This is a genomic window from Sphingobium sp., from assembly GCF_036170395.1.
Taxonomy (GTDB): Bacteria; Pseudomonadota; Alphaproteobacteria; order Sphingomonadales; family Sphingomonadaceae; genus Sphingobium.
This window is the reverse complement of sequence record NZ_JAVHPD010000031.1, coordinates 1-23,329: the sequence shown is the minus strand read 5'-3', so window position 1 is coordinate 23,329 and position 23,329 is coordinate 1. Positions and strand designations below refer to the sequence as shown.

The following is a 23,329-nucleotide window of genomic DNA, read 5'->3' as shown; positions in this document are numbered from 1 at the left end:
GGCGGCAGCGCCGGGCCGCAGACGATGCGCTGGGGCGTCGAGCAGTCGCGCAACCTGATGACCGTGCGCGCCGCCAGCCAGACCGGCATGGACCGCGTGGTGCGCACCATCAAGAATATGGGGATCGGCGATTATCAGCCCTATCTCTCCTTCGCGCTGGGCGCGGGCGAGACGACGGTCGAGCGGATGGTGAACGCCTATGCGACGCTCGCCAACCAGGGCAAGCAGCAGCCGTCCAAGGTCATGGACTATGTGCAGGACCGGCGCGGCAAGGTGATCTGGCCCGATCGCTGGAAGCCGTGCGACGGGTGCAACATGGCGAACTGGGACGGCAAGCCGATGCCGCGCTTCGGTTTCGAGGGACGGCAGGTGATGAACCCGCTGACCGCCTATCAGGTCGTCCACATCGCCGAAGGCGTGGTCCAGCGCGGCACCGCGACGGTGCTGAACGACCTTGGCCGGCCACTGTTCGGAAAGACCGGCACGACCAACGGCCCGACCAATGTATGGTTCGTCGGCGGATCGCCCGATCTCGTCGCGGGCGTCTATATAGGGTACGACAAGCCCCGGAGCCTCGGCGGCTGGGCGCAGGGCGGGCGGATCGCCGCGCCGATCTGGAAGGCGGCGATGGCCCCGGTGCTGGAGACGATGCCCAAGACGCCCTTCGTCGCGCCGCCCGGCATTCGCATGGTGACGATCGACCGCCGATCGGGCAAGCGCGTCTATGGCGTATGGCCGGGCACGGACCTCAAGCCCGCCGTTATCTGGGAAGCGTTCAAGCCCGAAACCGAACCGCGCCGATCGATCCGCAAGGAAGAGGCGGAAGCCCAGGCAAAGGTCGCCGAAGCCCGCGCCGCCGCCGCCGTCTCGCGCGGGCGGCAGCGGAGCGACGCGGACTTCCTTGAAGGGCAGGGCGGGATTTATTGAGGCGTGGGCAGCGCACGCAGACCCGCTCACTGCCGTCATTCCCGCGAAAGCGGGTTGGCCGGAGGCGCGTGACTCCGGCCAACATCTCCTGACCTTGCACCAAGCGGATGGTTCGGGAGATGGATCCCCGCTTTCGCGGGGATGACGGGGATTGCACTTTTTGCCTTGCCCAACGCCGATCGGGTCGGGAAAGGCAGTTCAATCAGGCAAACCGCAGCAGCTTCACCTGCTTCACGCCGGCGAGGTTGCAGATTTGCCAGCGCAGCGGCTCGGTCACCGTGCCGTCGACCGACAGCAGCAGCACCGCTTCGCCGCCCTGGTTGCGGCGGCCGAGGTGGAAGGTGCCGATATTGACCGACGCTTCGCCGAGCGTCGAGCCGAGGCGACCGATGAAGCCGGGCGCGTCCTGGTTGACGATGTAGAGCATCGTGCCGCCAAGATCGGCCTCCACCTTGATGCCGAACAGTTCGACGAGACGCGGCTGGGCGTGGCCGAACAGCGTGCCCGCAACCGAACGCTCGCCATTTTCGGTGGTGACGGTGACGCGCACGAGCGTCTGATAGTCGCCCTCGCGATCGTGGCGCACTTCGCGCACGTCCAGCCCGCGTTCCTTCGCCAGGAAGGGCGCGTTGACCATGTTCACCGTGTCCGAATAGACCCGCATCAGGCCGGCGAGGACCGCCGCCGTGATCGGCTTCTGATTGAGTTCGGCGGCATGGCCCTCCACCTCCACCGCGACGCCGGTGATCTGATCGCCCTCCAGCTGGCCGACGAGCGACCCCAGCTTCTCCGCCAGCGCCATATAGGGTTTGAGCTTGGGCGCTTCCTCGGCGGAGAGCGACGGGACGTTCAGCGCGTTGGTGATGCCGCCGTCGAGCAGATAGTCGCTAAGCTGTTCGGCGACCTGCAACGCGACGTTGACCTGCGCCTCGTCGGTCGATGCGCCAAGGTGCGGGGTGCAGATGAAGTTGGGCGTGCCGAACAAAGGCGACTCCTTCGCCGGCTCGGTCTGGAACACGTCGAGCGCCGCGCCCGCGACCTGACCGCTGTCGAGCGCGTCCTTGAGCGCCGCCTCGTCGATCAGCCCGCCGCGCGCGCAGTTGATAATCCGCACGCCCTTCTTGGTCTTGGCGAGATTCTCGCGGCTCAGGATATTGCGCGTCTGATCGGTGAGCGGCGTATGCAGGGTGATGAAGTCGGCCTTCGCCAGCAGCGTGTCGAGATCGGCCTTCTCGACGCCCATCTCGATGGCACGTTCCGGCGTCAGGAACGGGTCGAAGGCGACGACCTTCATCTTGAGGCCCAGCGCGCGGCTCGCCACGATCGACCCGATATTGCCCGCGCCGATCAGGCCCAGCGTCTTGCCGGTGACTTCCACGCCCATGAAGCCATTCTTGGGCCACAGCCCGGCTTGCGTCTGCGCGTTCGCTTCGGGCAGCTGGCGGGCGAGCGCGAACATGAGCGCGATGGCATGCTCGGCGGTGGTGATGGAGTTGCCGAACGGGGTGTTCATGACGATCACGCCCTTGGCCGAGGCATAGGGGATGTCGACATTGTCGACGCCGATGCCGGCGCGGCCGATGACCTTGAGGTTGGTGGCGGCGTCGAGAATGTCCTTGGTGACCTTTGTCGAGCTGCGGATGGCGAGGCCGTCATAGTCGCCGATGATGGCTTTCAGCTCGTCCGGGGTCTTGCCGGTGATCTCGTCGACCTCGACGCCGCGTTCGCGGAAGATGGCGGCGGCGCGGGGGTCCATTTTGTCGCTGATAAGTACCTTGGGCATGGGAAATTCCTTATTTACCCGTCATCCCCGCGAAGGCGGGGATCCATCTCCCGACGTCGCACAGCAGGATGGGGCCTGAGATGGATTCCCGCCTTCGCGGGAATGACGACATTATGTGAGTTTAGGCAGCCTTGGTCTGAGCATAAGCCCAGTCGAGCCACGGCCCGAGGGCCTCGATATCGGCGGTCTCGACGGTCGCGCCGCACCAGATGCGAAGGCCAGCGGGCGCATCGCGATAGCCCGCAATGTCGTAAGCCGCGCCTTCCTTTTCGAGGAGGCCGGCGAACGCCTTGATGAAGGCTTCGTCCGCGCCCTCCACGGTCAGGCAGACGCTGGTCCTGGACCGCGAGGCCGGATCGGCGGCGAGATGGCCGAGCCAATCGCGGTCCGCCACGATCCTGTCCAGCGCTGCTGCGTTAGCGTCCGACCGGGCGATGAGGCCGGAGAGACCGCCCAGCGACTTGCCCCATTCCAGCGCGAAGATCGCATCCTCGACCGCGAGCATGGAAGGGGTGTTGATCGTCTCGCCCTTGAACACGCCTTCGGCGAGCTTGCCCTTGGCCATCAGGCGAAAAACCTTGGGCAGCGGCCAGGCGGGGGTGTAGGTTTCGAGGCGCTCGACCGCGCGGGGGCCGAGGATCAGCACGCCATGGCCGCCCTCGCCGCCCAGCACCTTCTGCCAGGAGAAGGTGGCGACGTCGATCTTGGTCCAGTCGATCTCGTAAGCGAAGACCGCGCTGGTGGCGTCGGCGAAGGTCAGCCCTTTGCGATCCGCTGGAATCCAGTCGGCGTTGGGCACGCGCACGCCCGACGTGGTGCCGTTCCAGGTGAACAGCACGTCGGCGCTGAAATCGACGGTCGTCAAGTCGGGCAGCTGGCCGTAATCGGCGCGGATGACCGTGGGGTCGAGCTTCAACTGCTTGGCCGCGTCCGTCACCCAGCCTTCGCCGAAGCTTTCCCAGGCGAGCGTCGTCACCGGGCGCGCGCCCAGCATCGTCCACATCGCCATTTCGAACGCGCCGGTGTCGGAGCCGGGCACGATGCCGATCCGGTGGGTGTCGGGGAGCTGCAAAATCTCGCGCATCAGATCGATGCAATAAGCGAGGCGGGTCTTGCCGATCTTCGCGCGGTGCGAGCGGCCGAGCGATTCGGCGCTCAGCTTGTCAGCGCTCCAGCCCGGGGGCTTGGCGCAGGGACCGGACGAGAAAAAGGGGCGCGCCGGTGTGGTGGCGGGCTTGGCGGCAGGCGCAATCGTGGCGTCTGCGGCGGCGAGGTCAGTCATGTATGCGTCTCCTTGCAGAGAGCACGCGCGGCGTTGGGACCGCGTGGCCCGCCGGCCGCCCTAAAGATTTCGGCCGGCCTGTCAAGGATGCCCGCAAAATGGGACGAACCGAAGGCTGCGTTAACCTTCGGGAAAAGGGGCGGGCGTAGGCTTGGTCCCCATGAGCGGATGGGCGAAACGGAAGCCGCCGGTGGGGAACGCCGGCGCGGCCGCGCTTCTGGCGCTGGCCTTGAGCGCGTGCGGCGGCGAGATCGTGCCGCGCGGGCGGGTGGCGCACAGTCCCCCGCCGCGCGCGGTGGTGCAGCGCCCGCCCGCCCAGCCGGCGCTCGAAACCCGCCAATGTTTCGCGAAACTCGAATCGCAGGCGGTGGCTTTCACGCCGCTCCCTGATCGGAGCTTCGGCGGCGGATGCAGCGCGATCGGCAGCGTCAAGCTGCTCGACATCGGCGTGCCGGCGACCAATCTTGGCGCGATGACCTGCAATCTCGCCGCCAATTTCGCGGCCTGGGCGCGCTATGGCGTTCAGCCCGCCGCCCGGCTGGTCTTCGGAACCGAGATCGAAAAGATCGAGACCTTCGGCACCTATAATTGCCGGCCGATCGCGGGCAGCGGCAAGCTGTCCGAACATGCCCACAGCAATGCGATCGACGTCAGCGCCTTCGTCCTGTCCGACGGGCGGCGGATCACGGTGGAGCAGGGGTGGACCGGCGACCGGCAGACGCGCCAGTTCCTAGCGCTCGTCCATGCCAGCGCCTGCAAGCGGTTCAGCACGGTGCTGAGCCCCGACTATAATGCAGCCCATCATGACCATTTCCATTTCGATATGGGCGGGCGCGGGGCATTTTGCCGCTGATGGCCTTGGCAGAGTCATCTTTGGCCCTTAACTCGCCGGAATGACGAAAAAAGAGATCGAAGAGCGCAAATTCCGCCCCGCCCGCGAAGAGGCGGTGGACGCCAAGAAGCAGGTCGGCACCCCCCAGACGCAGAGCGCCGCCTACCGTCTCGCCTTCCAGGACACGGAGTTCCTGCTGCGCGAGGATTTGCGCCCGGTTCGCTTCCAGCTGGAGCTGCTCAAGCCTCAGTTGCTGATGGACGAGGCGCGGATCGATTCGACCTTCGTCTTCTACGGCTCCGCCCGCATTCCCGAGCCCGATCAGGTGCAGGCGCGGATCGACGCCGCGCAGACGGCCGAGCAGAAGCGGATCGCCGAGAATCTCGGGCGGAAGGCGCGCTATTATGAGGAAGCACGCAAGCTGGCGCGGATCGCGGCACAATATCCGGTGACCGAAGAAGGCTGCCGCCACTTCGTCGTCTGCTCGGGCGGCGGCCCGTCGATCATGGAAGCGGCCAATCGCGGCGCGGCCGATGTCGGCCAGACGACGATCGGCATGAACATCGTCCTCCCGCACGAACAGGCGCCCAACCGCTTCGTGACCCCGGAGCTGAGCTTCCAGTTCCACTATTTCGCGCTGCGGAAGATGCACTTCCTGCTGCGCGCCCGCGCGCTCGCGGTGTTCCCCGGCGGCTTCGGCACGTTCGACGAGATGTTCGAGCTGCTGACCCTGATCCAGACCGGCAAGATGAAGCCCATCCCGATCCTGCTGTTCGGCAAGGATTTCTGGACGCGGGTGGTGGATTTCGAGGCGCTGGCGGACGAAGGCGTGATCTCGCCCGCAGACCTCAACCTGCTGACTTGGGTGGAGACGGCGGAGGATGCCTGGGCGGCGGTGCAGCTTTTCTATGAGGATAGTGAAGCGCCGGGGTGTTGACCATTCCTCCCCCAGCTTGCCTGGGGGAGGAACTTGACTTGCCCTCTCCCCCGCCTCGCTCTAGGGCGCGGCCATGCGTGCGGACCTCGCCCATATCGATTGCTGGATCTTCGATCTGGACAATACGCTCTATCCGGCGAAGGCGGACCTGTTCGCGCTGATCGACATCAAGATGGGCGAGTTCATCCAGGGTCTGCTCGGTTGCGACGCGCAAGTCGCGCGGGAGACGCAGAAGCGCTACTTCATCGAGCATGGCACGACGCTTGCCGGGCTGATGCGCCATCATGGCATCGAGCCGCGCGACTTTCTCGACTATGTGCATGATATTTCGATGGACCGGCTGGAGGTCGATCCGGCACTCAACGCGGCGATCGCTGCGCTGCCCGGCCGCCGCCTCATCTTCACCAATGGTGACGCGGCCTATGCCGGGCGCGTGCTCGACAAGCTCGGTCTCGCCCAAGCGTTCGAGCTGATCCACGACATCCACGCCTGCCAATATGTGCCCAAGCCCGATCCGTCGGGCTATGCCGAGCTTTGCCGCGTCCATGGCGTCGAACCGACCCGCGCCGCCTTCTTCGAGGATATGGCCCGCAATTTGAAGCCCGCCAAGGCGATCGGCATGACGACCATCTGGGTCAATAACGGCTCGGAAGCCGGCGGGCACGACCATCATCCCGATTTCATCGATTACGAAACCGACCATCTGACGCCATTTCTGGCCGACATATTGGGGAAATAACCATGAGCCACGACTTGATCGCCACCATCGACGCCGCTTGGGAGGACCGGGCCAATGTCGGCCTTTCAACCCAGGGAGAGGTGCGTCAGGCGGTGGACCGGGCGCTCGCGCTGCTGGACAAGGGCGAACTGCGGGTCGCCGAACCCACCGAGGCTGGCTGGCAGGTCAATCAATGGGCGAAGAAGGCGGTGCTGCTGTCCTTCCGCCTCAATGACAATGCGATGATCGACAATGGCCCCGGCGCAGGCCACTGGTGGGACAAGGTGCCGAGCAAGTTCGCCGGCTGGGATGAGGCCGCGTTCCGCGCCGCCGGCTTCCGCGCCGTGCCGGGCAGCTTCGCGCGCGCCGGATCGCATATCGCCAGGAACGTCATCCTGATGCCGAGCTTCGTCAATATCGGCGCGTTCGTGGACGAAGGCACGATGGTCGACACCTGGGTGACGGTGGGCAGCTGCGCGCAGATCGGCAAGAATGTCCACCTGTCGGGCGGCGTCGGCATCGGCGGCGTGCTCGAGCCGCTCCAGGCCGATCCCGTCATCATCGAGGATGATTGTTTCATCGGCGCGCGCTCCGAAGTGGTCGAGGGCGTGCGCATCGGCAAGGGATCGGTGCTGTCGATGGGCGTCTTCATCGGCCAGTCGACCAAGATCATCGACCGCGCGACGGGCGAAGTGTTCATGGGGCAGGTGCCGCCCTATTGCGTGGTCGTGCCCGGATCGCTGCCCGGCAAGCCGCTGCCCGACGGCACGCCCGGCCCCAGCCTCTATTGCGCGGTGATCGTGAAGCGCGTGGACGCGCAGACCCGGTCCAAGACCGGCATCAACGAATTGCTGCGCGACTGATCCGTCCGGGTCGGGGCGGGAGGCTCAATATCCCGCCTCGATCGCCAGCCGGATCGCTTCGGCGGCGGTGCGGACGCCCAGCGCCTTCAGCATCGCGGCGCGGTGCATCTTCACCGTGCGTTCGGTGAGGCCAAGGTCATAGGCGATCTGCTTGTTGAGCCGTCCTTCGGCCATCGCCATCAGCACCGCGCGCTGCCGGTCGGTCAGCGCGTCGATGCGGCGGGACGCATCGTTGTCGCGCGGTCCTTCGACCGGCATTTGCGAGCCCAGGAAATAATTGACGGTGCCATCCAGCCCGAAGATCGGCGCGATCATCAGCGCATTGCGGAAAGCGCTGCCGTCCTTGCGGTAATTCTGAAGTTCCACCAGCAGCGGGCGGCGTTCGTGAATGGCGGCCCGGATTTCCTGCGTCTGCGCGCAATTCTGCACGTCGCCGGCCAGGAAGCGGCAGTTGCGCCCGACAATCTCGTCCCGGTCATAGCCGGTCAGCGCCAGGAACGCCTCGTTGCACTCGACGATCGGATTGTCGGGGAGGCGCGGATTGGTCAGCACGGCCGCGACGGCGCTACCGGCGATCATTTCGGACAGGGACATGGATTTGCCAGCCACATGAACAAGGGCGTCGCGGATGCGACACCTTCGTTCATGTTGCCTAATATAAATTGCTTCTGCAAGCGGCCGAATCAGGCCGGGAAGTTTCCGGCGAAGGCGAAATCCTCGATCGGCTTGCGGCCGCTCGGCACTTCGTTCGCCTGAAGCGGTTCGGGAAGGACCGACTTGTCGCCCTGCCGCCCGATCGCCACCGCCGCCTCGATACGGTAGCGGTCGGGAACGGCGAGTTCCTGCCGCGCCGCGTCGAAATCCACCCCGGTCATGCCATGGGCGTGATAGCCGAGCCGCGTCGCCTGCAAGGCGAGCAGCGCCCAGGCCGCGCCGGCATCGAAACTATGGCTGTGCGAGGGCTTGTAATTGTCCGATCCCGGCGCGGCCATCAGCGTGTCGGACAGGATGAAGACGATGACCGAGGCGGTCTTTACCCAATCCTGGTTGAAGGGCACGAGAACGCCCATGAAACGCTGCCAATCGGCGCTGTCCCGATGGGCGTAGAGGAAGCGCCAAGGCTGATAGTTATAGGCCGAGGGCGCCCAGCGCGCGGCGTCGAACATCGTGTCGAGATCGGCCTGGGGGATCGCGCTGGCGTCGAACGCGCGGGGCGACCAGCGCTCCAGGAACAAGGGTTCGACGGCGCGGCTGGTGGCGCGAGGCGTGCTGCTCATCATATCTCCTGATACAGAAAAGGGCCTTGCGCCTCATGTCCATGAAGCCGCGTCAGGGCAAGGCTGGTGCGCTCAACGCAGCGTTTCGGGAGAGGTGCCGGCCCGTCCGGCGGCTTCGGCGGCGCGCAGCAGCGCGTCGGCATCGCAATCGATCAGCACCACCGCCGGCTCGCGGAGCAAAGTCTGCGTCAGGCGGCTGCGCCACCGGTCGAACAATCCCTGGGGCTGATCGTCCTGCATCCATCCTCCGCATCATGCTGACGCCCGATTCGCTCGGCTCTATCTATCGATCTTATAGAGAATCGTCCTGCAAGCAATGCTGATGGCGGGGACAGAAATGATTGACGCTAGGCAAGCGCCTCGATCACGCCGGCCCAGGCATCGGTGGTGACGGTGAGGCTGTAGGCCGCAATGCGGTCGCCGGGGCGAAGGGCGGTGGCGGGATCGATCTGGGTCAGCAGCGCTCGGCCCATGGCGGCGGGATCATCGGGATCGACCAGCAGGCCATAGCGTCCGTCGCCCAGCATCGCAGGCGCGCTGCCGGCGCTGCGCGCGGCGACGATCGGCAGGTCCATCGCCATCGCCTCCAGCAGGACGTTGGGCGATCCCTCCCAGAGCGAAGGGAGGGCGAAGGCGCTGGCGTGGGCGAGCCAGGGAAAGACATTGGCGACCGCGCCCGGCAGCAGCAGGGCGTCCGCCATGCCCAGCCGATCGGCGTGGGCGCGCAGCCGCTGCGCCATATCGTCGCGGCTTGCGCCCAAGATGACGAGCCGCGCGGGCCGCTCGCGCCGCGCCAGGGCGACCGACTCGATCAGGGTGGCGAAATTCTTCTGCGCGGCGAGGCGGCCGATGGCGAGGATCACGGGGATGGGGTCGGTCAGCCAGGGGTGCGGCGGCGGCCCCTCCGCCCGGCGGCGCGCGTCGGCAATGTCGATGCCGTTTTCGATGATGGTCGCCCGGCCGGCGTCGAGCACGCGGGCGAAGGCGGGGGTTTCGCGCAGCGTTGGCGATACCAGCACCAGATGCGCCGCGTCCGCCGCCAGCAGGCGCGGCATGATCCCGCGCCGCCGGCGGCCGCGCGCGCCGATCGCTCCGGCGGCGCTGCGCGCGACATCGTTGCTGATGCGGTAGATGCGGCGCAGTCCGCTGATCCCCCGGCTGCCCGCCCAGGCGGTGAGATGGCCATGATTGCCCGCCGAAAGGAGAATGTCCGGCCGGGCCGCTCGCAGCCAGGCGTTGAGGCGTGGCATCGCCCGCCATTTCTGGAGCAGGCGGCCGCCGCCGGCGGTCGGCAGCAGCGCCCGGTGCGGCACCCCGTCGACGCCCTCCCCGCCGGGCAGCGCCGTAACGATCGTCACATCATGGCCGCGCCGGGCGAAGTCGGCCGCGAGCAGGCGGACATTGCGCACCACCCCCGTCGCGGCGAGGGCATGGACATAGAGGGCGATCCTCACCTTGGCTCGCGTTCCACCGCGCGGGCGCTGCGCCAGACATCGGGCGAGAGGCGGGCAAGGGCGTCGCGATAGAGCGCGCCGAGCGGGCTTTGCGACAGGCCGCGCCCTTCGACCAGCTGGAGTATGTCGGTGCCGGGGTTCCAGTTGCCCTCGATCAGCACCGGGCCGGCGGCGGTGATGCCGATGTCCCAGCCGATGACGGTGAAGCCGTCGCGGAAGCGATCATGCGCCGCGATCGCCAGCGCCAGGGCGGCGTCATGATCGGGCAGGGTCGCGCCCTCGATGGCCGCGCCGGTCAGCGGATGGCGGCTGTGGCGGGAGGGCGGGGCGGCGTTGCCGCCGCTCCGCCAGGCAGGGCCGCACCGGCCCGACGCATCGACCGCCAGCACCAGATTGCCGGCGTTGAAATTGTCGACCGGGCGCGGCCCGCCGGCCGACAGGCGCAGCGCCGTCGCGCAGACCCGGGCCACGCCTGCGCCGTCCACGCAGGTGACGACCCGCAGCGTCGGCAGCGCGCCGGGCGACAGATCGGCAAGCGCGCCATGGGTGGGCAGGCGGGTCTGGATGACGCCGCCGCGCCGCGCCAGCGCGCTTAAGCGAACAGCGAGTGGGACAGCTGTTTGACGCTTTTCACCGCTCCGCCAGAGCGCGCCTTCGCGGGTAAAGCGCTCGACTCCCTGGCCTTTTGAGCGGAAGCTGGGCTTGGCGATGATGTCCTGCTGTCCCTCCAGCCAGTGGCGCAGGTCGGTGCGGCCGTCCCAAGCGTCGGGCAGCGGCAGGCCATGCCCCCGTTCGGCGAATAATTGCTTGTTTTTCAATGGGTTGACTCTCAAGGGGAAAGCCCCGCCATTGAGCAGGCGGTGCAGCCCCTTGCGGTCGCGCATGCTGAGGCCATGGGCGCGCACCTGTTCGCCGAGATAAAGCTGCTCGGCCGGGCTCCAGCCGCCCCGGCCCGCCGCCCAGAGCGCATGGCCCGCCAGCCGGCGCGACGCCGGCCAGTGCCGCGCCAGCCCGTCATGATAGAGGGCGAGCAGGCTGTTCGTCCGGTCGGGGCGGACCGGCAGCGCGCGCTGGGTAAGCAAGGTTACTCCGCCGCTTGGGCCAGCATCGTGCGGTCCGCCATCACCGCTTCGGCGACGCGGCGCGAACGGGCATGATCGACGTCGATCGCGACCGCTCCGTCGCTCAGGATCACCGGGCTGATCGTCATGCGGAAGCGCCGGGAAAAGCGGGCGAACGTGTCCGCCAGCGTGCCGATGCCATAGCGGAAGCGGATCAGGTTCAGCAGGCCGAAGGCGCCGACGATCCGCAGCGGGTGCTTCACGAACTGGCCGCCGGTGCGGAAGGTTTCCGCCGCCTTGAGCGCGGTGGGGTCGCGCAGCCAATAGCTGTTGCAGTTGGAATAGCTGTCGTCGGCGAAGCGGTAGAATTTGCGCTGCCCCTCCGGGTGCGCGGCCAGCACCGAGTCGCGCCGGGCGAAGGCGACGGCGGCGTCGGCTTGGGCGGCAGCGCAGCTGGCGAGCATCTCCTCGATCGCGGGCGGGCTGAGCAGCACATTGTCGGCGGTGGTGATGAACAGCGGGAAGGCCGCACCGTCCGCCCCGGCGAGCACCGAGTCCACAAGGTTGGGCTGCGCCGCGACCCCTGTCACCCGGCCATTGGCGATCAGGCCGCGCAGCGCGGGGAGGCGCGCCAGGATCGCGGGATCCTCGATCACGACGCGAATCTCGCCGATGCGGGCAGTGCCGGCCAGCGCCTCGATCACATGGAGCAGCATCGGCCGCCCGGCGACCGGGACGAGGCATTTATGGGTGACGCCGGCTTCCCGCGCGAGCGGATCGGTCGCGCCGTCGCGGCGTCCGGCGAGCACGATGGCGGTGGTGGGGGCGGTTGTGGGGGCGGTGGTGCGCGCGGACATCAGGCGGCTTCCCGCGCGGGAAGGGCGGTGAGCAGGCCGTGCCGCGCCAGGCTGTGGCCGACGATGGTTTCCACGAGCGCGGCATGATCGACCCCGATCGAGGCGGCGGCGCGCGAAATCGTCTTTTTCGACCAGAGATTGCAGGACAGGTTCACTTCCATGAACAAAATCTGCCCGCTCGCCGGATCGTAGCGAAATTCGAAGCGGCCATAATCGAACGGCCAGAGTTCGGGCAGCAGCCGCTGGGTCATCGCTTCGAGCCGGGCACGCAGGTCAGCGTCCTCGACCAGCACCAGCGGATCGTCCCCGGCATCGACCAGGCCGCGCTTCTCCTCATAGCTGCGCTCGCGGCGCGGATCGGCGGGGACATACATCATCGGCGGCAAGATCCAGGGCGCGCCCGCGCTGCCGCCCACGACCGGCACGGCGACGTCGAGCAGCGGCGCCCATTGCTCCACCAGCACGTCATGGCCGAGTGCGAACAAAGTTTCGGCATGGTCGCGCGCCTGCGCCCAGCCATCGACCATCTTGAGGCCCCAGGAGGCGGACGAAGCGTTGGGCTTCACCACCAGCCGCTCCGCCTCGAACGCCGGGGCGTCGAACAGGCCGCCGCGCCGGAAGAGCTGCGCCGGCATGGTCGCGACGCCGCGCGCGCGGGCGATGAGCTTGCTCAGATATTTGTCGTCGGAAAGCCCGCGCACGATCGGCGATGCGCCCAGGAACGGCACGGAGCGCCAGCTCAGCAGCAGGGGGGCGAGCATCTCGCTATTCTGGAAACCGCCCCGATTGAGCAGGGTGACCACGAAATCGACATCGGGCCGATCGAACAGCGACTCATAGCTGTTGGCGACTGCCACATCGAGGCCGATCCCCTCCAGCGTGGTGCGCAGCTCATGATGATAGACGGCATGATTGCCATCCTGCGCGTCGGGCGCGCCATCGGCGCAGGCATGTTTGGCGAGGAAGAGCAGCCGCAGCCGCGCCTTGTCGGCGGCGGGGATGCGGACGAGGCGGGGGTGGATCGCAGTCATTGGCGTCGAATAGCCAGCCAGCATGACGCCGCGCTTACGGTTGCGTTGCAGCAAAATAACCGCTTCGGGGCGGCGGGGTGACGCTTTTGCTGCGTTTTTCTTACGGTTCGTCAGGCGCGGGTAGGGGCGAGGATGCTGTTCCCCGGCGAACGCCAGGGTCCAGTCGCACGCTCCGAACTGGACCCCGGCATGCGCCGGGGAACAAGAAGTCGGAAGGATTCAATATCTATTGCAGCGCGAGCGGCTCGGCTTCTGCCTCCAGGTCCGCGCCCATGACGCGGGCGAGGGTCGGGGCGATCGCGCGCATGTCGATCTGGCCCAGGTCTTTGCCCTTGGCGACGCCCTTGCCCATCACAAGGAAGGTCGCCTGAAGATTGGCGGGGCCAGGGAAATAGCCGTGCATCCCCTTGACCGGGCTGCGCGCGATGAGCGGCGCGGCCGCGCCCCGGAAAATATCGGTGACGAAGCCGGGCATCAGATTGACGTAGAAGGTCGCGCGCGGATTGCCGCCCAGTTGCGCCACGTCGCGGGTGGTCGCGACCTTGGCGATGCCGTTGGCGGGGTTGGCGGCGAGCTTGTCGAGCAGCGCCTTGACCTTCGCCCTGGTCGGCTCGTCGCCCGGCCGGGCGAGCATGATCGCCGCCGAACCGCCGGCGATCCATGGCATGGCGGTCCAGGACGCGACCTTGCCGTCCTTGTCCAGCGTGATGAGCCCTTCGTCGATGAAGGGGCGGAAGAGGTTGATCGCGGTGTGCGTCGCCTCGAACCCATGGTCGCTCACCAGCGCGATCACCGCGTCGGGATGCGCCTTGCGCTCGGCGGCGACGAGATCGCCGACGATCGCGTCGATCTTTTCCAGCACCGCCTTGGCGTCCGGCGAGTCCGGCCCCTTCTCATGCTGCTCATGGTCGAGCGCGGTCAGATAGACGGTCAGGAATTGGGGCTTGTGCGCGTCGATGAGGGCAGCGGCGTAGCGGCCGCGCTTCTGGTCGCCGGGCAGGCTTTCGTCGATGCCCATGGCATAAGGCTCGCCCACCGCCGTCTCCAGCTCGTCGCGCAGGCCCGGCGTCGCAAGCGCGTCGAGCAGCTTGGCGTCGTCGGGATGGCCGGTGCGCCAGATTTGCGGCAGGTTCCAGGTCACGCCCTTGGCCGCGACGCTGACCGGCCAGTGGATGTTGCCGGTGGAAAGGCCCGCCTTGGTCGCGGCTTCCCAGAGGGTCGGCACCTGAATGTCCGACGCATACCAGTACCAGCCGCCCTGGTTGATATTGGTGGGGTCGAAGGTCGTGTTGGCATAGATGCCGTGGGTCGCGGGCGCCGTGCCGGTCATCAGCGTCACATGGCTGGGATAGGTCAGCGTCGGCAGCACGCCGGTGACGCCGCTCGCATGGGCGCCCTCGGTCAGGAAGCGGCGGAGATTGGGGATCGCTAGCCCACGCTTCTGCGCCTCCGTCACGTCGCCGGGGCGCAGTCCGTCGATCGAGATGAGGAGGACGGGTTCGGCCTGGGCCGGGAATGCCGCGCAGGCGAGGATGGTGGCGAGGAAGAGGGATTTGCGGGTCATGTCTTGGCCTTTGTCGAGATAGTCACCCCTCCCCTTCAGGGGAGGGGCCGGGGGTGGGGGCTATCCAGATGACGCAGCATTGGAGGCTCGCCCCCACCCCAAACCCTTCAAACGAGTCACGTGCCTCGTTTGAACCTGAAGGGGAGGGGCTTTTTTGTTTGGCGATTATGTCCTTTAAAGACCCAAGGCGGAAATCCTCCCCTGTAAGGGGAGGTGGCTGGCCGCAGGCCAGACGGAGGGGTGTCCCGCTATCGAGAGGGGGGACACCCCTCCGTCATCGCTTCGCGATGCCACCTCCCCTTCCAGGGGAGGATGCCCTGCTCGGCACACGACACTAGGTTTGCAAAGCACATCATCGCCTTTTGTTTATGCTTCAGAACCCCGTCTTGAGCGTAGCGAAGAATTGCTGCGGTGCGCCGACCAGCAGGGTTTGCGCGTCGCCGCTATTGCCATAGCCGCCCGATCCGATGGTGCTGATATAGCGCTTATCGAACAGGTTGGTGGCGTTCAGCTGCACCTCGATCCGGTCGGTGAAGCGGTAGCCGATGGTCGCGTCCACCAGTACCCGGCCGGGGACCGACGCATCGTTGGTGTAGCTGTAGAAGCGGCGCGACATATAGTTGACGCCGACCCGCGCGATGCGCTTTCCATCGTCGAAGTTGAGTTCGCCGCGCGCCATATGCTTGGGGCTGTCGACCACGGTCTTGCCCTTGATCGCCGCGACCAGCGCGCCGTTCGAGCTGTTGAACACATCGTCGCGATAGGTCGCGTCGGTATAGCTGTAAGAGCCGAACAGGCTGAGCCCCGAGCCGAGGTTCACCGTGCCCGCCGCCTCGATGCCGATCGAGCGGACGCCGCCGACATTCTGGAGCGCCGAAGCGAGGCCCTGGATCGGGCTGCCGACCTGCACCGACAGCAGCCGGTTGCGGAAGTTCACCAGATAGGCGCCGAGCACGCCGCTGAACAGCGGGCTGTTGTAGCGCAGGCCGAGTTCATAGGTGTCTGACTCTTCGGGCTTGAGATCATCCCGGATCGCGTCGAAGCCGGTCTGGCTGGTCGAGAAGGGGCCGGTAGTCGTGGCCGACGCGAAGGCGCGGGTGACCTGGGTGAAGCCGCCGAAGATTTCCGCCTGCGGGCTCAGTTCGACCGCGAAGCCGGCATGGGGCTGGAACCAGTCCTGCGCCTTGATCTTGCCTTCGGGGAAGGCGGAGGAGACGATCGCCTCGGCCTCGTTGGTGACCTTGAAGCCCTTCCATCCGACATTGATCGTCACCATGCCGAGGTCGATCTTGTCCTGGACATAATATTGGATCGTGTCGGTGGTGAAATCGAACTCCCACTGGGTGAAGAAGGGGTTCTTGGGATAGTCGCGGAAGCTGAGGCCCGGCTCGGTGCGGCTGGCGAAAGCGTAGAAGCGGCGCGCCTGGTTGAACTTGTTGTGTTCGTACCAGCCGCCGACGCTGAGGTTCTGGATGCCGAGGGTGAAGTCCAGGCTGCCGAACGCGCCATAGCGATCCATCTCATATTCGGTGGTGCGCACCGACATGGGAACCCCATTGGGGCTGGCGACATAGGGCGTGCCCCACAGGCCCATGCCGCTGTTATTGTGATAATAGCCCTTGATCTTGAAGGTCGCGGCGTCGCCGATCGGCGTCGTCACGCCGACCGCGCCCAGCCAGTCCTTGCGCAGGCCCGAGGCGTCGTAATAAGCGTCGTCGGCGCTAGTGACGTTGCCCGGATAGACCTGACCGCCAGACACGAGCGCGCCGCTATAGTCGAAGCGGCCATCGGGGAAGGGCGATCCGCCGCTATTGCTGATCCGGTCCACGTCATTGAGGCGATCGGCATAGTCGATCGCGCGGGCATAATCGGGATAGGTATTGTCCCAGTCCCAGCCGAGGCGACGGATCATGCCCATCGACATGTCCTGATAATCCTGCTCGCGCCGGTCGGAATAGCTGAGCCACCCGTCGATCTTCGCTTCGCCGACGGGGATCACGACCTTCGCATTGCCCATATGCTGGTCCTGCGTGCCGGCGCCCTTATATTTGTCGGTCGAGCCATAGCCGTAGGAGATATAGCCGCGAATGCCGTCGCGCGTGCCGAGCGCCAGGCGGCCGAAGGCGCGCCAGGTCTCGTTGCTGCCGTAGGTGAGGTTGCCCTGCGCGCCGAACGCGCCGCCGCTGAGATAATCGGCCGGGTCGGCGGAGAAGGTCTCGACCGTGCCGCCGAGGTTGCCGGTCGACTGGGTGCCGAGCGAGCCGGCGCCCTGGCTGACGCGGACGCTGCCGATATTCTCGCTGCTGACCGCGCGGGTGATGTGCAGCCCGTTATGGTTGCCATAGCTCATGTCGCCGAGCGGAATGCCGTCGAAGGTGAAGCCGAGCTGGTTCTGGTTGAAGCTGCGGATCGTGATGCGCTGCGACCATTCATAATTGCCGAACGGGTCGGCGGACTGGAAATTGACGGACGGCAGCTTTTCAATGGCTTTGAGCGCATTGGTGCCGGGCGTCAGGACGGTGATCTCCTGCGCCTTCAATTCCTGCACCTGGCGGGTTTCGCCCCGGCCGAACACGACGATTTCCGCGTCGGCGGCGACATCGGCGTCAGCCGGCACAGGGGCCGGCGCGGCGTCCTGCGCGATAACGGGCGTGGCGAACATGGCGGTCGATGCCATCAGCAGCGCGGTGGTGATACGCATAATCGGTAAATCCCCCTTTTGGACCTTCGGGTCGGGGGCGCCCTATCCGGGCTATGTTGCACCGCAATGAGCGCAAGTTGACGAGACCGGGTCATTTGCGTGACAGGCCTGTCATATGGTCGGAGGGAACGCGGCGCGGCGCGCGGTCAAACCTGTCTGAACACAATGGCTTGTCATGCGTTGATGCTGGTTCATACAGATGAGGACGCCGCCATGACGATTTCCGTGACCTTCCCCGATGGCAGCATCCGCGATGTACCGAGCGTGCTGCGCCGGCTATCGGGCGCAAACGGCCGATCGGCCTTCCGCAACGAACCGCTCGATTGCAGCGATCGCTGGCGTTTCGTTGCCGGGGCGGCCGGATGGATCGCGCGCCCGCGGCTGGGCGGCGTAGCGCTTATGGGGTCCGCGCCGGCCGACGAATGGTGGCGCAGCGTTGCCGTGATGGCCGACCGCCCGGCCGGGCTGCGCGCCGCCTGACGCGCGTCACCCCGCTTCGCCGCGCTGGGCGAGATCCATGAAATTGCGCGCGGCGTCGCGGTCGGCCGGGTCATCGAACACGCGGTCGAGATCGGGCGCGGCGCCGAGCAGGAACAGCAGCGACCAGAGCGCGAAACGTCGGCCCCGATCGGTCTCCAGCCCCAGATCGACCCGCATCCGGTCAATCCCGCCCGCCAGCGCGTCGGGTGTCAGCGCGTCGAGGTCGGCGCTGCCGAAATAACGGCGGAGTTGATCGTCAAAGTCCATGCGCTGAGGCTATACTCAAGTGAGTGTATGAGAATCCATAGCTTGTTCTCCGGCGAAGGCCGGGGTCCAGTTCCACGCTCTGGACAGGACCCCGGCCTTCGCCGGGGAACAAGATGTTCTGTCTATGGATTTCCGTCACTCTAGCGCTACACGCGTACCCGCAGCGCCATCTGCACCATGGCCTGCGTGATCGGCAGCTCGAACTGAACGCCGAATCGCTTGCCCCGCATCCATACCACCCGGCCGGACACGGTCAGCAGCTCCCCCGCGATCGTCACATGCGCGCCGCTGGCGGGCGGCCGCTCGGCGTGGAGCAGCGCGCCCGACACCGACAGGTCGAGCATATGCGCGCGCAGCGGCGCCCCGTCCTGCCGCAGCACGACGGGCTCGAACAGCTTGTGCCGCGCCGCGGCGCGCGGCCGGGTGCCGCTCAGATATGCTCGATCGGTCAAGGGGTAACCTCCGCAAACCGCAGGATTATGCCGCGTCTGCTGCCACCCTCTCAACAAGCAGGGTCAGGGGATCGTTAACCTTCCGGCGACTGATAGGCGCAGGGGCGGATGGCGGCCGGATCGGGGCGCGCGGCGATCCGGCGGAACCGCGCCAGATAGCCGCCGGCGGTGGGCTTGGGGATCAGCTCCTCCAGCCGAAATCCCATCGCCGCCAGTTCGCAGGCCAGCAGGCGGGGCGGGGTGCCGTGCTGCTGGGTCGGGCGATCGGCATCGACCACGATCAGCTCGCCATCCTTCTTGAGCGCGGGACTGAGGTGCCAGAGGAAGGCGTAGGGTTCGGCGATCTCATGATACATATGGATCATGAGGATGCGGTCGAAGCTGTTTTCGGGCAGCTTCGGGTCTTCGGGCGCGCCGAGCTTAAGGCCCACATTGTCCCATTTCTCGCGGGTGATGCGGCGTGACAGGGCCTCGATCACCTCGGGCATGATGTCTTCCGCCAGCACCCGGCCGCGCGGGCCGACGCGCTTAGCGAGGCGGACGGTGTAATAGCCTTCGCCAGCGCCAATATCCGCCACGGTCATGCCGGGACGGATGCCGGCCCGGTCCATGATATCCTCCGCCTCATTGACGCGGTCGCGCGCTTCCTCGCTCGACCAGCGGGTGGAGACGATCGGGGCGACGGGGCGGTCGGCGCGGGGAAAGTCCCGCGCGGCGGCGGCGCGGTTCGCCTCGGCGGCGCCGGTCAGCGAGTCGCAAGCGGCGAGCAGGACGAGCGCGCCCGCCAGTGCCGCCGCCCAGCGCATCAGTCGACATCCTCCACATCGACCTTCTCGCCCGTCACCTTCTGGCTGAGCGCGGCCGCCATGAAAGGATCGAGCGCGCCGTCGAGCACGTCGTCGGGCGAGGTCGAGGTGACGCCGGTGCGCAGATCCTTCACCAGCTGATAGGGTTGCAGCACATAGGAGCGGATCTGGTGGCCCCAGCCGATCTCGGTCTTGGCCTGATAGTCGCTGTTGGCCGCTTCCTCGCGCTTGCGCAGCTCCGCTTCATACAGGCGCGCCTTCAGCATGTTCATCGCGGTGGCGCGGTTCTTGTGCTGCGATCGGTCGTTCTGCGACGCGACGATGATGCCGGAGGGGACGTGGGTGATGCGGACGGCCGAGTCGGTCGTGTTGACATGCTGCCCGCCCGCGCCCGACGCGCGGTAGGTGTCGATCTTGAGGTCGCTTTCCTTGATCTCGATGTCGATATCGTCGTCGATCACCGGATAGACCCAGACCGACGAGAAGCTGGTGTGCCGCCGCGCGCTGCTGTCATAGGGGCTGATGCGCACCAGCCGGTGGACGCCGCTTTCGGTCTTGGCATAGCCATAGGCGTTCTCGCCCTTGAACAGGAAGGTCGCGGACTTGATCCCCGCCTGGTCGCCCGCCTGATAGTCGACCAGCTCTACCTTGTAGCCGCGCCGTTCCGCCCAGCGGCGATACATGCGGCTCAGCATCTCGGCCCAGTCCTGGCTTTCGGTGCCGCCCGCGCCGGCGTGGATTTCGAGATAGGTGTCGTAGCCGTCCGCTTCGCCCGAAAGCAGCGCCTTGATCTTGTCCTCGTCGGCGCGGCTTGCCAGCGCCTTCAAGGCCGCGACGGCCTCGTCCACCATCGCCTCGTCGCCTTCGGCCTCGGCCATTTCGATAAGCTCGGCGGTGTCGCGCTTTTCCGCGTCGATTGCCTTGGTCGCGCCGATCGCGCTGTCCAGCCGGGTGCGCTCGCGCATCACCTCCTGCGCGGCCTTCGCATTGTCCCACAGCGTCGGGTCTTCGACGCGGGCGTTCAGCTCGTCCAGCCGCCGCAGCGCCCGGTCCCAGTCGAGCGACTGGCGCAGCAGCGCCAGCGCGGCGTCGATACGGTCGATATATTGCTGCGCTTCGGCGCGCATGTCTTGTCTCCGAAAAACTGCTCAGCGCGTCTTGAACGCATCAAGCGCTCGCCCCTATCCCGGATCGGGTGGCTTGGAAAGGGGCGTGGGCGGGGGAAGGGGGGATACACTTTCCGCCCGATATCGCTATGAGGCGCGGCGAACCGATTGTCCGCCAGGGATTTGACGCCATGACCACCATCCCGCCCGGCCTGCTGCCCGAAGGGCTGTCCGACCGGCTGCCGCCGCAGGCCGAAGCCTCCGCGCGCCTCACCCGCCGCGTGCTCGATACGGTGGCCAGCCATGGCTATGAGCGGGTCATGCCCCCGCTCGCCGAGTTCGAGGATACGCTGACCCAGCGATTGAAATCCATGCGCGCGCAGGATCTGGTGCGCGCGGTCGATCCGGTGTCGCAGCGCAGCCTCGCCTTCCGCCCGGACATGACGGCGCAGGTCGGCCGCATCGCCGCCACCCGCCTTGCCGCCGCGCCGCGCCCGCTGCGCCTGTCCTATGCCGGCCCGGTGATCCGGCAGAAAGCGAGCCAGCTCCGCCCCGAGCGCGAGAAGCTGCAACTGGGCGCCGAGCTGATCGGCAGCGACAGCGCGGCCGCCGCGGTCGAGATCGTCAATGTCGCGATCGAGGCGTTGCAGGCCGCCGGCGTCACCGGCATCACCATCGACTTCACCCTGCCCGACCTGGTCGACATGCTCGCGGCGGGGCCGCTGCCGCTTGGGCCGAGCCAGATCGAGGCGGTGCGCGCCGAACTGGACGCGAAGGACGCCGGCGCGCTGGTGGCGATCGGGCCGGCGGCGGCCGCTTATCTGCCGCTGATCGAGGCGACCGGCCCGTTCCACGCGGCGATGACCCGGCTGGAGGCGTTCAGCGCGCGGCTAGGCGGCGCGATCGACAGCCGCATCGCGGGCCTGCGCGCGATTGCAAAACCGATCGGCTGGGACATCACCCTGACGCTCGACCCCACCGAACGCCACGGCTTCGAATTCCAGAACTGGTTCGGCTTCTCGATCTTCGCCGAGGGCTTCATTGGCGAAATCGGCCGCGGCGGCAGCTACGCCATCGCGCGGGCGGACGGCGCGGACGAGCCGGCGATGGGCTTCTCGCTATATCCCGATCCCCTGATCGACGCGGGCTTTGGGGGGGAGAGTCCGAAGCGGTTGTTCCTGCCGCTTGGGGCGGATGCGGCGCGGGCGGCGGCGTTGCGGGCGGAGGGATGGCACACCGTCGCGGCGCTGAGCGAGGGCGAGGACGGCGCGGGGCAGCGTTGCTCGCATTGGCTGGATGGAGGGGACGTGCGGGCTTATTGAGCGGGGGGCATCTGCGCTCCGGGCGAAGCCAGAAGAGGTCAAACGGCTGAGATGGGTCGAGACTGTGCAAAAACGCGAGAAGATGCTATAGTTTTCTCGGATTTGCGGGAGGCTTTGAGATGGGCCGGTTCGTTGAAGGGGAAGACCGCCGGCAGGATTTTCTGCTGCCTGCCTCGCTTGATGATTGCGTGTCGGAGGACAATCCTGTCCGGGTGGTCGAGGCCTTTATCGACGAGCTCGATCTCCACGCTTTGGGTTTTGCCGGAGCGACGCCCGCTGAGACTGGGCGTCCGGCCTACCATCCATCGACGATGCTCAAAATCTACCTCTACGGCTATCTGAACCGGGTTCAGTCGAGCCGTCGGCTCGAGCGTGAAGCGCAGCGCAATATCGAGCTGATGTGGCTGACCGGACGTCTCGCACCCGACTTCAAAACTATCGCGAACTTTCGGTGCGACAATGGCCCGGCGCTTCGGGCGGTATGCCGGCAGTTCGTCATGCTGTGCCGGTCTCTGGGGCTGTTCGGACAGGCCGTGGTTGCGGTCGACGGCAGCAAGTTCAAGGCAGTCAACAACCGGGACCGCAACTTCACGGCGAACAAGGTCGCCAGGCGCATCGAGCAGGTGGACGCCAGCATCGAGCGCTACCTGGCTGCACTCGACCGGGCTGACCGCGAGCCCGGCGAAGTCGCCGAAGCCAGGACAGACCGGATCAAGGAGAAGCTCACCAGTTTGCGCCGCCACATGCAGTTCCTGAAGGATATGGAACGCCAGGTCGAAGCAGTTCCCGACCATCAGGTCTCGCTCACCGACCCGGATGCGCGCTCGATGAACAGCAGCGGCCGTGGGACGGGCATTGTCGGCTATAACCTGCAGGCTGCCGTCGACACCAAACATCATCTTATCGTCGCTCACGAGGTTGTCACCGAGGGCAACGATCGCGTGCAGCTCGTGCCGATGGGCTTGGATACCAAGCAAGCCATGGGGGTCGGCGAGATCACCGTCCTTGCCGATCGTGGCTATTACAACGGCGATCAGGTGCTGGCTTGCGAGGGGACCGGCGTGCTGCCGTGCATTCCCAAGTCGCACACCGCGATCGGCATCAAGACCGGCATGTTTAGCCGCCACGACTTCGTCTACGACGCTGAGCAAGATCATTACACATGCCCTGCCGGCGCGACCTTGACCAAGGCGACGGCCCGCTCCGATCGTCGCGACGACATGGATCAGTATCGCAACCTTGCCGCATGCCACATATGCGCGCTCAGGCCGCGCTGCACGCCAGAAAAAGTAAAGCGCGTCATGCGCTGGAAGCACGAAGGCGTGCTCGATGTCATGCAGGCGAGGCTCGACCATATGACGGATGCAATGATCCAGCGCCGAAAAACTGTCGAGCATGTGTTCGGTACGCTTAGAGCATGGTCGAGTAGCGCGCACCTTCTGACAAAAACGCTCGAAAAGGTCCGAACCGAAATGAGCCTCTCGGTTCTCGCTTACAACATCAAGCGAATGGTCAAGCTGTTCGGCGTTCAGTCCCTCATCCAGGCAATCCGAATGTCAATCGGCGTCCAAACGGGACCCCCGATCGGCGCGCAAAAGGGACCCCCTCT

At 66.5% G+C, this 23,329-nt stretch carries 23 protein-coding genes; 8 read left to right on the top strand and 15 right to left on the bottom strand.

Features of this window, described 5'->3' with window-relative positions; genetic code table 11:
• Positions 1-927: penicillin-binding transpeptidase domain-containing protein (locus V2B31_RS09175; RefSeq protein WP_328277683.1), on the top strand; the 927-nt coding region annotated here is incomplete at its 5' end.
• 202 nt (positions 928-1,129) lie between these two features.
• On the opposite strand, the gene serA is transcribed toward V2B31_RS09175, so the two are convergent.
• The gene (gene serA, locus V2B31_RS09170) at positions 1,130-2,710 is read right to left on the bottom strand and encodes a phosphoglycerate dehydrogenase (RefSeq protein WP_328277680.1); all 1,581 of its coding nucleotides are present in this window, start codon (positions 2,708-2,710) and stop codon (positions 1,130-1,132) included.
• 121 nt (positions 2,711-2,831) lie between these two features.
• Complete coding sequence (locus tag V2B31_RS09165; protein WP_328277677.1) at positions 2,832-3,992, bottom strand: phosphoserine transaminase; 1,161 nt, start codon at positions 3,990-3,992, stop codon at positions 2,832-2,834.
• Positions 3,993-4,152: 160 nt separating this feature from the next.
• Between V2B31_RS09165 and V2B31_RS09160 the strand changes: the two genes are divergently transcribed.
• The 4 genes from V2B31_RS09160 (at position 4,153) to dapD (ending at position 7,342) form a co-directional block, all read left to right on the top strand.
• Positions 4,153-4,845 (top strand): extensin family protein, encoded by a 693-nt coding sequence (locus tag V2B31_RS09160; protein ID WP_328277675.1) that lies wholly within the window; start codon positions 4,153-4,155, stop codon positions 4,843-4,845.
• A gap of 40 nt (positions 4,846-4,885) precedes the next feature.
• Positions 4,886-5,761: an LOG family protein gene (locus V2B31_RS09155; RefSeq protein ID WP_328277672.1), complete on the top strand. Its 876-nt coding sequence runs from the start codon at positions 4,886-4,888 to the stop codon at positions 5,759-5,761.
• Between the two features lie 73 nt (positions 5,762-5,834).
• Entirely contained in the window at positions 5,835-6,500 is a 666-nt protein-coding gene (locus V2B31_RS09150) for a pyrimidine 5'-nucleotidase (RefSeq protein WP_328277670.1), read from the top strand.
• A gap of 2 nt (positions 6,501-6,502) precedes the next feature.
• Positions 6,503-7,342, top strand: a complete 840-nt coding sequence (gene dapD, locus V2B31_RS09145) for a 2,3,4,5-tetrahydropyridine-2,6-dicarboxylate N-succinyltransferase (protein ID WP_328277669.1) — start codon at positions 6,503-6,505, stop codon at positions 7,340-7,342.
• A gap of 24 nt (positions 7,343-7,366) precedes the next feature.
• Here the strand turns inward: dapD and V2B31_RS09140 are convergent, their stop codons facing one another.
• The 9 genes from V2B31_RS09140 to V2B31_RS09100 form a co-directional block, all read right to left on the bottom strand.
• On the bottom strand, positions 7,367-7,936 hold the full coding sequence (locus tag V2B31_RS09140; RefSeq protein ID WP_328277667.1) for a PAS domain-containing protein: 570 nt from the start codon (positions 7,934-7,936) through the stop codon (positions 7,367-7,369).
• Positions 7,937-8,025: 89 nt separating this feature from the next.
• The gene (locus V2B31_RS09135; RefSeq protein ID WP_328277665.1) at positions 8,026-8,619 is read right to left on the bottom strand and encodes a nitroreductase family protein; all 594 of its coding nucleotides are present in this window, start codon (positions 8,617-8,619) and stop codon (positions 8,026-8,028) included.
• A 72-nt stretch (positions 8,620-8,691) separates the two neighbouring features.
• Positions 8,692-8,859, bottom strand: a complete 168-nt coding sequence (locus tag V2B31_RS09130; protein WP_328277663.1) for a hypothetical protein — start codon at positions 8,857-8,859, stop codon at positions 8,692-8,694.
• 107 nt (positions 8,860-8,966) lie between these two features.
• Positions 8,967-10,073, bottom strand: coding sequence for a glycosyltransferase (locus tag V2B31_RS09125; protein ID WP_328277661.1), 1,107 nt, complete (start codon positions 10,071-10,073; stop codon positions 8,967-8,969).
• Complete coding sequence (locus V2B31_RS09120; RefSeq protein ID WP_328277658.1) at positions 10,070-11,155, bottom strand: sugar-transfer associated ATP-grasp domain-containing protein; 1,086 nt, start codon at positions 11,153-11,155, stop codon at positions 10,070-10,072. The genes V2B31_RS09125 and V2B31_RS09120 overlap by 4 nt, the downstream gene beginning before the upstream one ends.
• Before the next feature lie 2 nt (positions 11,156-11,157).
• On the bottom strand, positions 11,158-11,991 hold the full coding sequence (locus tag V2B31_RS09115) for an NTP transferase domain-containing protein (protein WP_328277656.1): 834 nt from the start codon (positions 11,989-11,991) through the stop codon (positions 11,158-11,160).
• Positions 11,991-13,046, bottom strand: coding sequence for a phosphoribosylglycinamide synthetase (locus V2B31_RS09110; RefSeq protein ID WP_328277654.1), 1,056 nt, complete (start codon positions 13,044-13,046; stop codon positions 11,991-11,993). Before V2B31_RS09110 ends, V2B31_RS09115 begins: the two co-directional genes overlap by 1 nt.
• A gap of 202 nt (positions 13,047-13,248) precedes the next feature.
• Positions 13,249-14,586 carry an alkaline phosphatase family protein gene (locus V2B31_RS09105; protein ID WP_328277652.1) on the bottom strand — a complete coding sequence of 446 codons (1,338 nt, stop codon included), beginning with the start codon at positions 14,584-14,586 and terminating at the stop codon, positions 13,249-13,251.
• Between the two features lie 373 nt (positions 14,587-14,959).
• Complete coding sequence (locus tag V2B31_RS09100) at positions 14,960-17,287, bottom strand: TonB-dependent receptor (protein WP_328277650.1); 2,328 nt, start codon at positions 17,285-17,287, stop codon at positions 14,960-14,962.
• A 213-nt stretch (positions 17,288-17,500) separates the two neighbouring features.
• Here V2B31_RS09100 and V2B31_RS09095 point away from each other — a divergent pair, with 213 nt between their 5' ends.
• Positions 17,501-17,767: a hypothetical protein gene (locus tag V2B31_RS09095; protein ID WP_328277648.1), complete on the top strand. Its 267-nt coding sequence runs from the start codon at positions 17,501-17,503 to the stop codon at positions 17,765-17,767.
• 6 nt (positions 17,768-17,773) lie between these two features.
• Here the strand turns inward: V2B31_RS09095 and V2B31_RS09090 are convergent, their stop codons facing one another.
• The 4 genes from V2B31_RS09090 to prfB all read right to left on the bottom strand — a co-directional run bounded on the left by V2B31_RS09090 (position 17,774) and on the right by prfB (position 20,419).
• On the bottom strand, positions 17,774-18,034 hold the full coding sequence (locus V2B31_RS09090; RefSeq protein WP_328277646.1) for a hypothetical protein: 261 nt from the start codon (positions 18,032-18,034) through the stop codon (positions 17,774-17,776).
• 146 nt (positions 18,035-18,180) lie between these two features.
• Positions 18,181-18,486 (bottom strand): PilZ domain-containing protein, encoded by a 306-nt coding sequence (locus V2B31_RS09085; protein WP_328277644.1) that lies wholly within the window; start codon positions 18,484-18,486, stop codon positions 18,181-18,183.
• A gap of 74 nt (positions 18,487-18,560) precedes the next feature.
• A complete protein-coding gene (locus V2B31_RS09080) occupies positions 18,561-19,292 on the bottom strand; it encodes a class I SAM-dependent methyltransferase (protein WP_328277642.1) in 732 nt (243 codons plus the stop codon).
• Positions 19,292-20,419, bottom strand: a complete 1,128-nt coding sequence (gene prfB / locus V2B31_RS09075) for a peptide chain release factor 2 (RefSeq protein WP_328277640.1) — start codon at positions 20,417-20,419, stop codon at positions 19,292-19,294. Before prfB ends, V2B31_RS09080 begins: the two co-directional genes overlap by 1 nt.
• 170 nt (positions 20,420-20,589) lie before the next feature.
• On the opposite strand from prfB, the gene V2B31_RS09070 reads away from it, so the two are divergent.
• On the top strand, positions 20,590-21,720 hold the full coding sequence (locus V2B31_RS09070) for an ATP phosphoribosyltransferase regulatory subunit (RefSeq protein WP_328277638.1): 1,131 nt from the start codon (positions 20,590-20,592) through the stop codon (positions 21,718-21,720).
• Between the two features lie 119 nt (positions 21,721-21,839).
• Positions 21,840-23,329, top strand: a 1,490-nt coding sequence (locus V2B31_RS09065; RefSeq protein WP_328277636.1) for an IS1182 family transposase, incomplete at its 3' end; no start/stop codon positions are given.

Bases quoted from the DNA above. Each gene is read 5' to 3' on its own strand.
- V2B31_RS09090 (WP_328277646.1), bottom strand. From the start codon at position 18,034: ATGGACTTTGACGATCAACTCCGCCGTTATTTCGGCAGCGCCGACCTC.
- V2B31_RS09110 (WP_328277654.1), bottom strand. From the start codon at position 13,046: ATGCTGGCTGGCTATTCGACGCCAATGACTGCGATCCACCCCCGCCTC.
- V2B31_RS09150 (WP_328277670.1), top strand. From the start codon at position 5,835: ATGCGTGCGGACCTCGCCCATATCGATTGCTGGATCTTCGATCTGGAC.
- V2B31_RS09155 (WP_328277672.1), top strand. From the start codon at position 4,886: ATGACGAAAAAAGAGATCGAAGAGCGCAAATTCCGCCCCGCCCGCGAA.
- dapD (WP_328277669.1), top strand. From the start codon at position 6,503: ATGAGCCACGACTTGATCGCCACCATCGACGCCGCTTGGGAGGACCGG.
- V2B31_RS09160 (WP_328277675.1), top strand. From the start codon at position 4,153: ATGAGCGGATGGGCGAAACGGAAGCCGCCGGTGGGGAACGCCGGCGCG.
- V2B31_RS09130 (WP_328277663.1), bottom strand. From the start codon at position 8,859: ATGCAGGACGATCAGCCCCAGGGATTGTTCGACCGGTGGCGCAGCCGC.
- V2B31_RS09070 (WP_328277638.1), top strand. From the start codon at position 20,590: ATGACCACCATCCCGCCCGGCCTGCTGCCCGAAGGGCTGTCCGACCGG.
- V2B31_RS09115 (WP_328277656.1), bottom strand. From the start codon at position 11,991: ATGTCCGCGCGCACCACCGCCCCCACAACCGCCCCCACCACCGCCATC.
- V2B31_RS09080 (WP_328277642.1), bottom strand. From the start codon at position 19,292: ATGCGCTGGGCGGCGGCACTGGCGGGCGCGCTCGTCCTGCTCGCCGCT.
- V2B31_RS09165 (WP_328277677.1), bottom strand. From the start codon at position 3,992: ATGACTGACCTCGCCGCCGCAGACGCCACGATTGCGCCTGCCGCCAAG.
- V2B31_RS09135 (WP_328277665.1), bottom strand. From the start codon at position 8,619: ATGAGCAGCACGCCTCGCGCCACCAGCCGCGCCGTCGAACCCTTGTTC.
- serA (WP_328277680.1), bottom strand. From the start codon at position 2,710: ATGCCCAAGGTACTTATCAGCGACAAAATGGACCCCCGCGCCGCCGCC.
- V2B31_RS09095 (WP_328277648.1), top strand. From the start codon at position 17,501: ATGACGATTTCCGTGACCTTCCCCGATGGCAGCATCCGCGATGTACCG.
- V2B31_RS09100 (WP_328277650.1), bottom strand. From the start codon at position 17,287: ATGCGTATCACCACCGCGCTGCTGATGGCATCGACCGCCATGTTCGCC.
- prfB (WP_328277640.1), bottom strand. From the start codon at position 20,419: ATGCGCGCCGAAGCGCAGCAATATATCGACCGTATCGACGCCGCGCTG.
- V2B31_RS09140 (WP_328277667.1), bottom strand. From the start codon at position 7,936: ATGTCCCTGTCCGAAATGATCGCCGGTAGCGCCGTCGCGGCCGTGCTG.
- V2B31_RS09105 (WP_328277652.1), bottom strand. From the start codon at position 14,586: ATGACCCGCAAATCCCTCTTCCTCGCCACCATCCTCGCCTGCGCGGCA.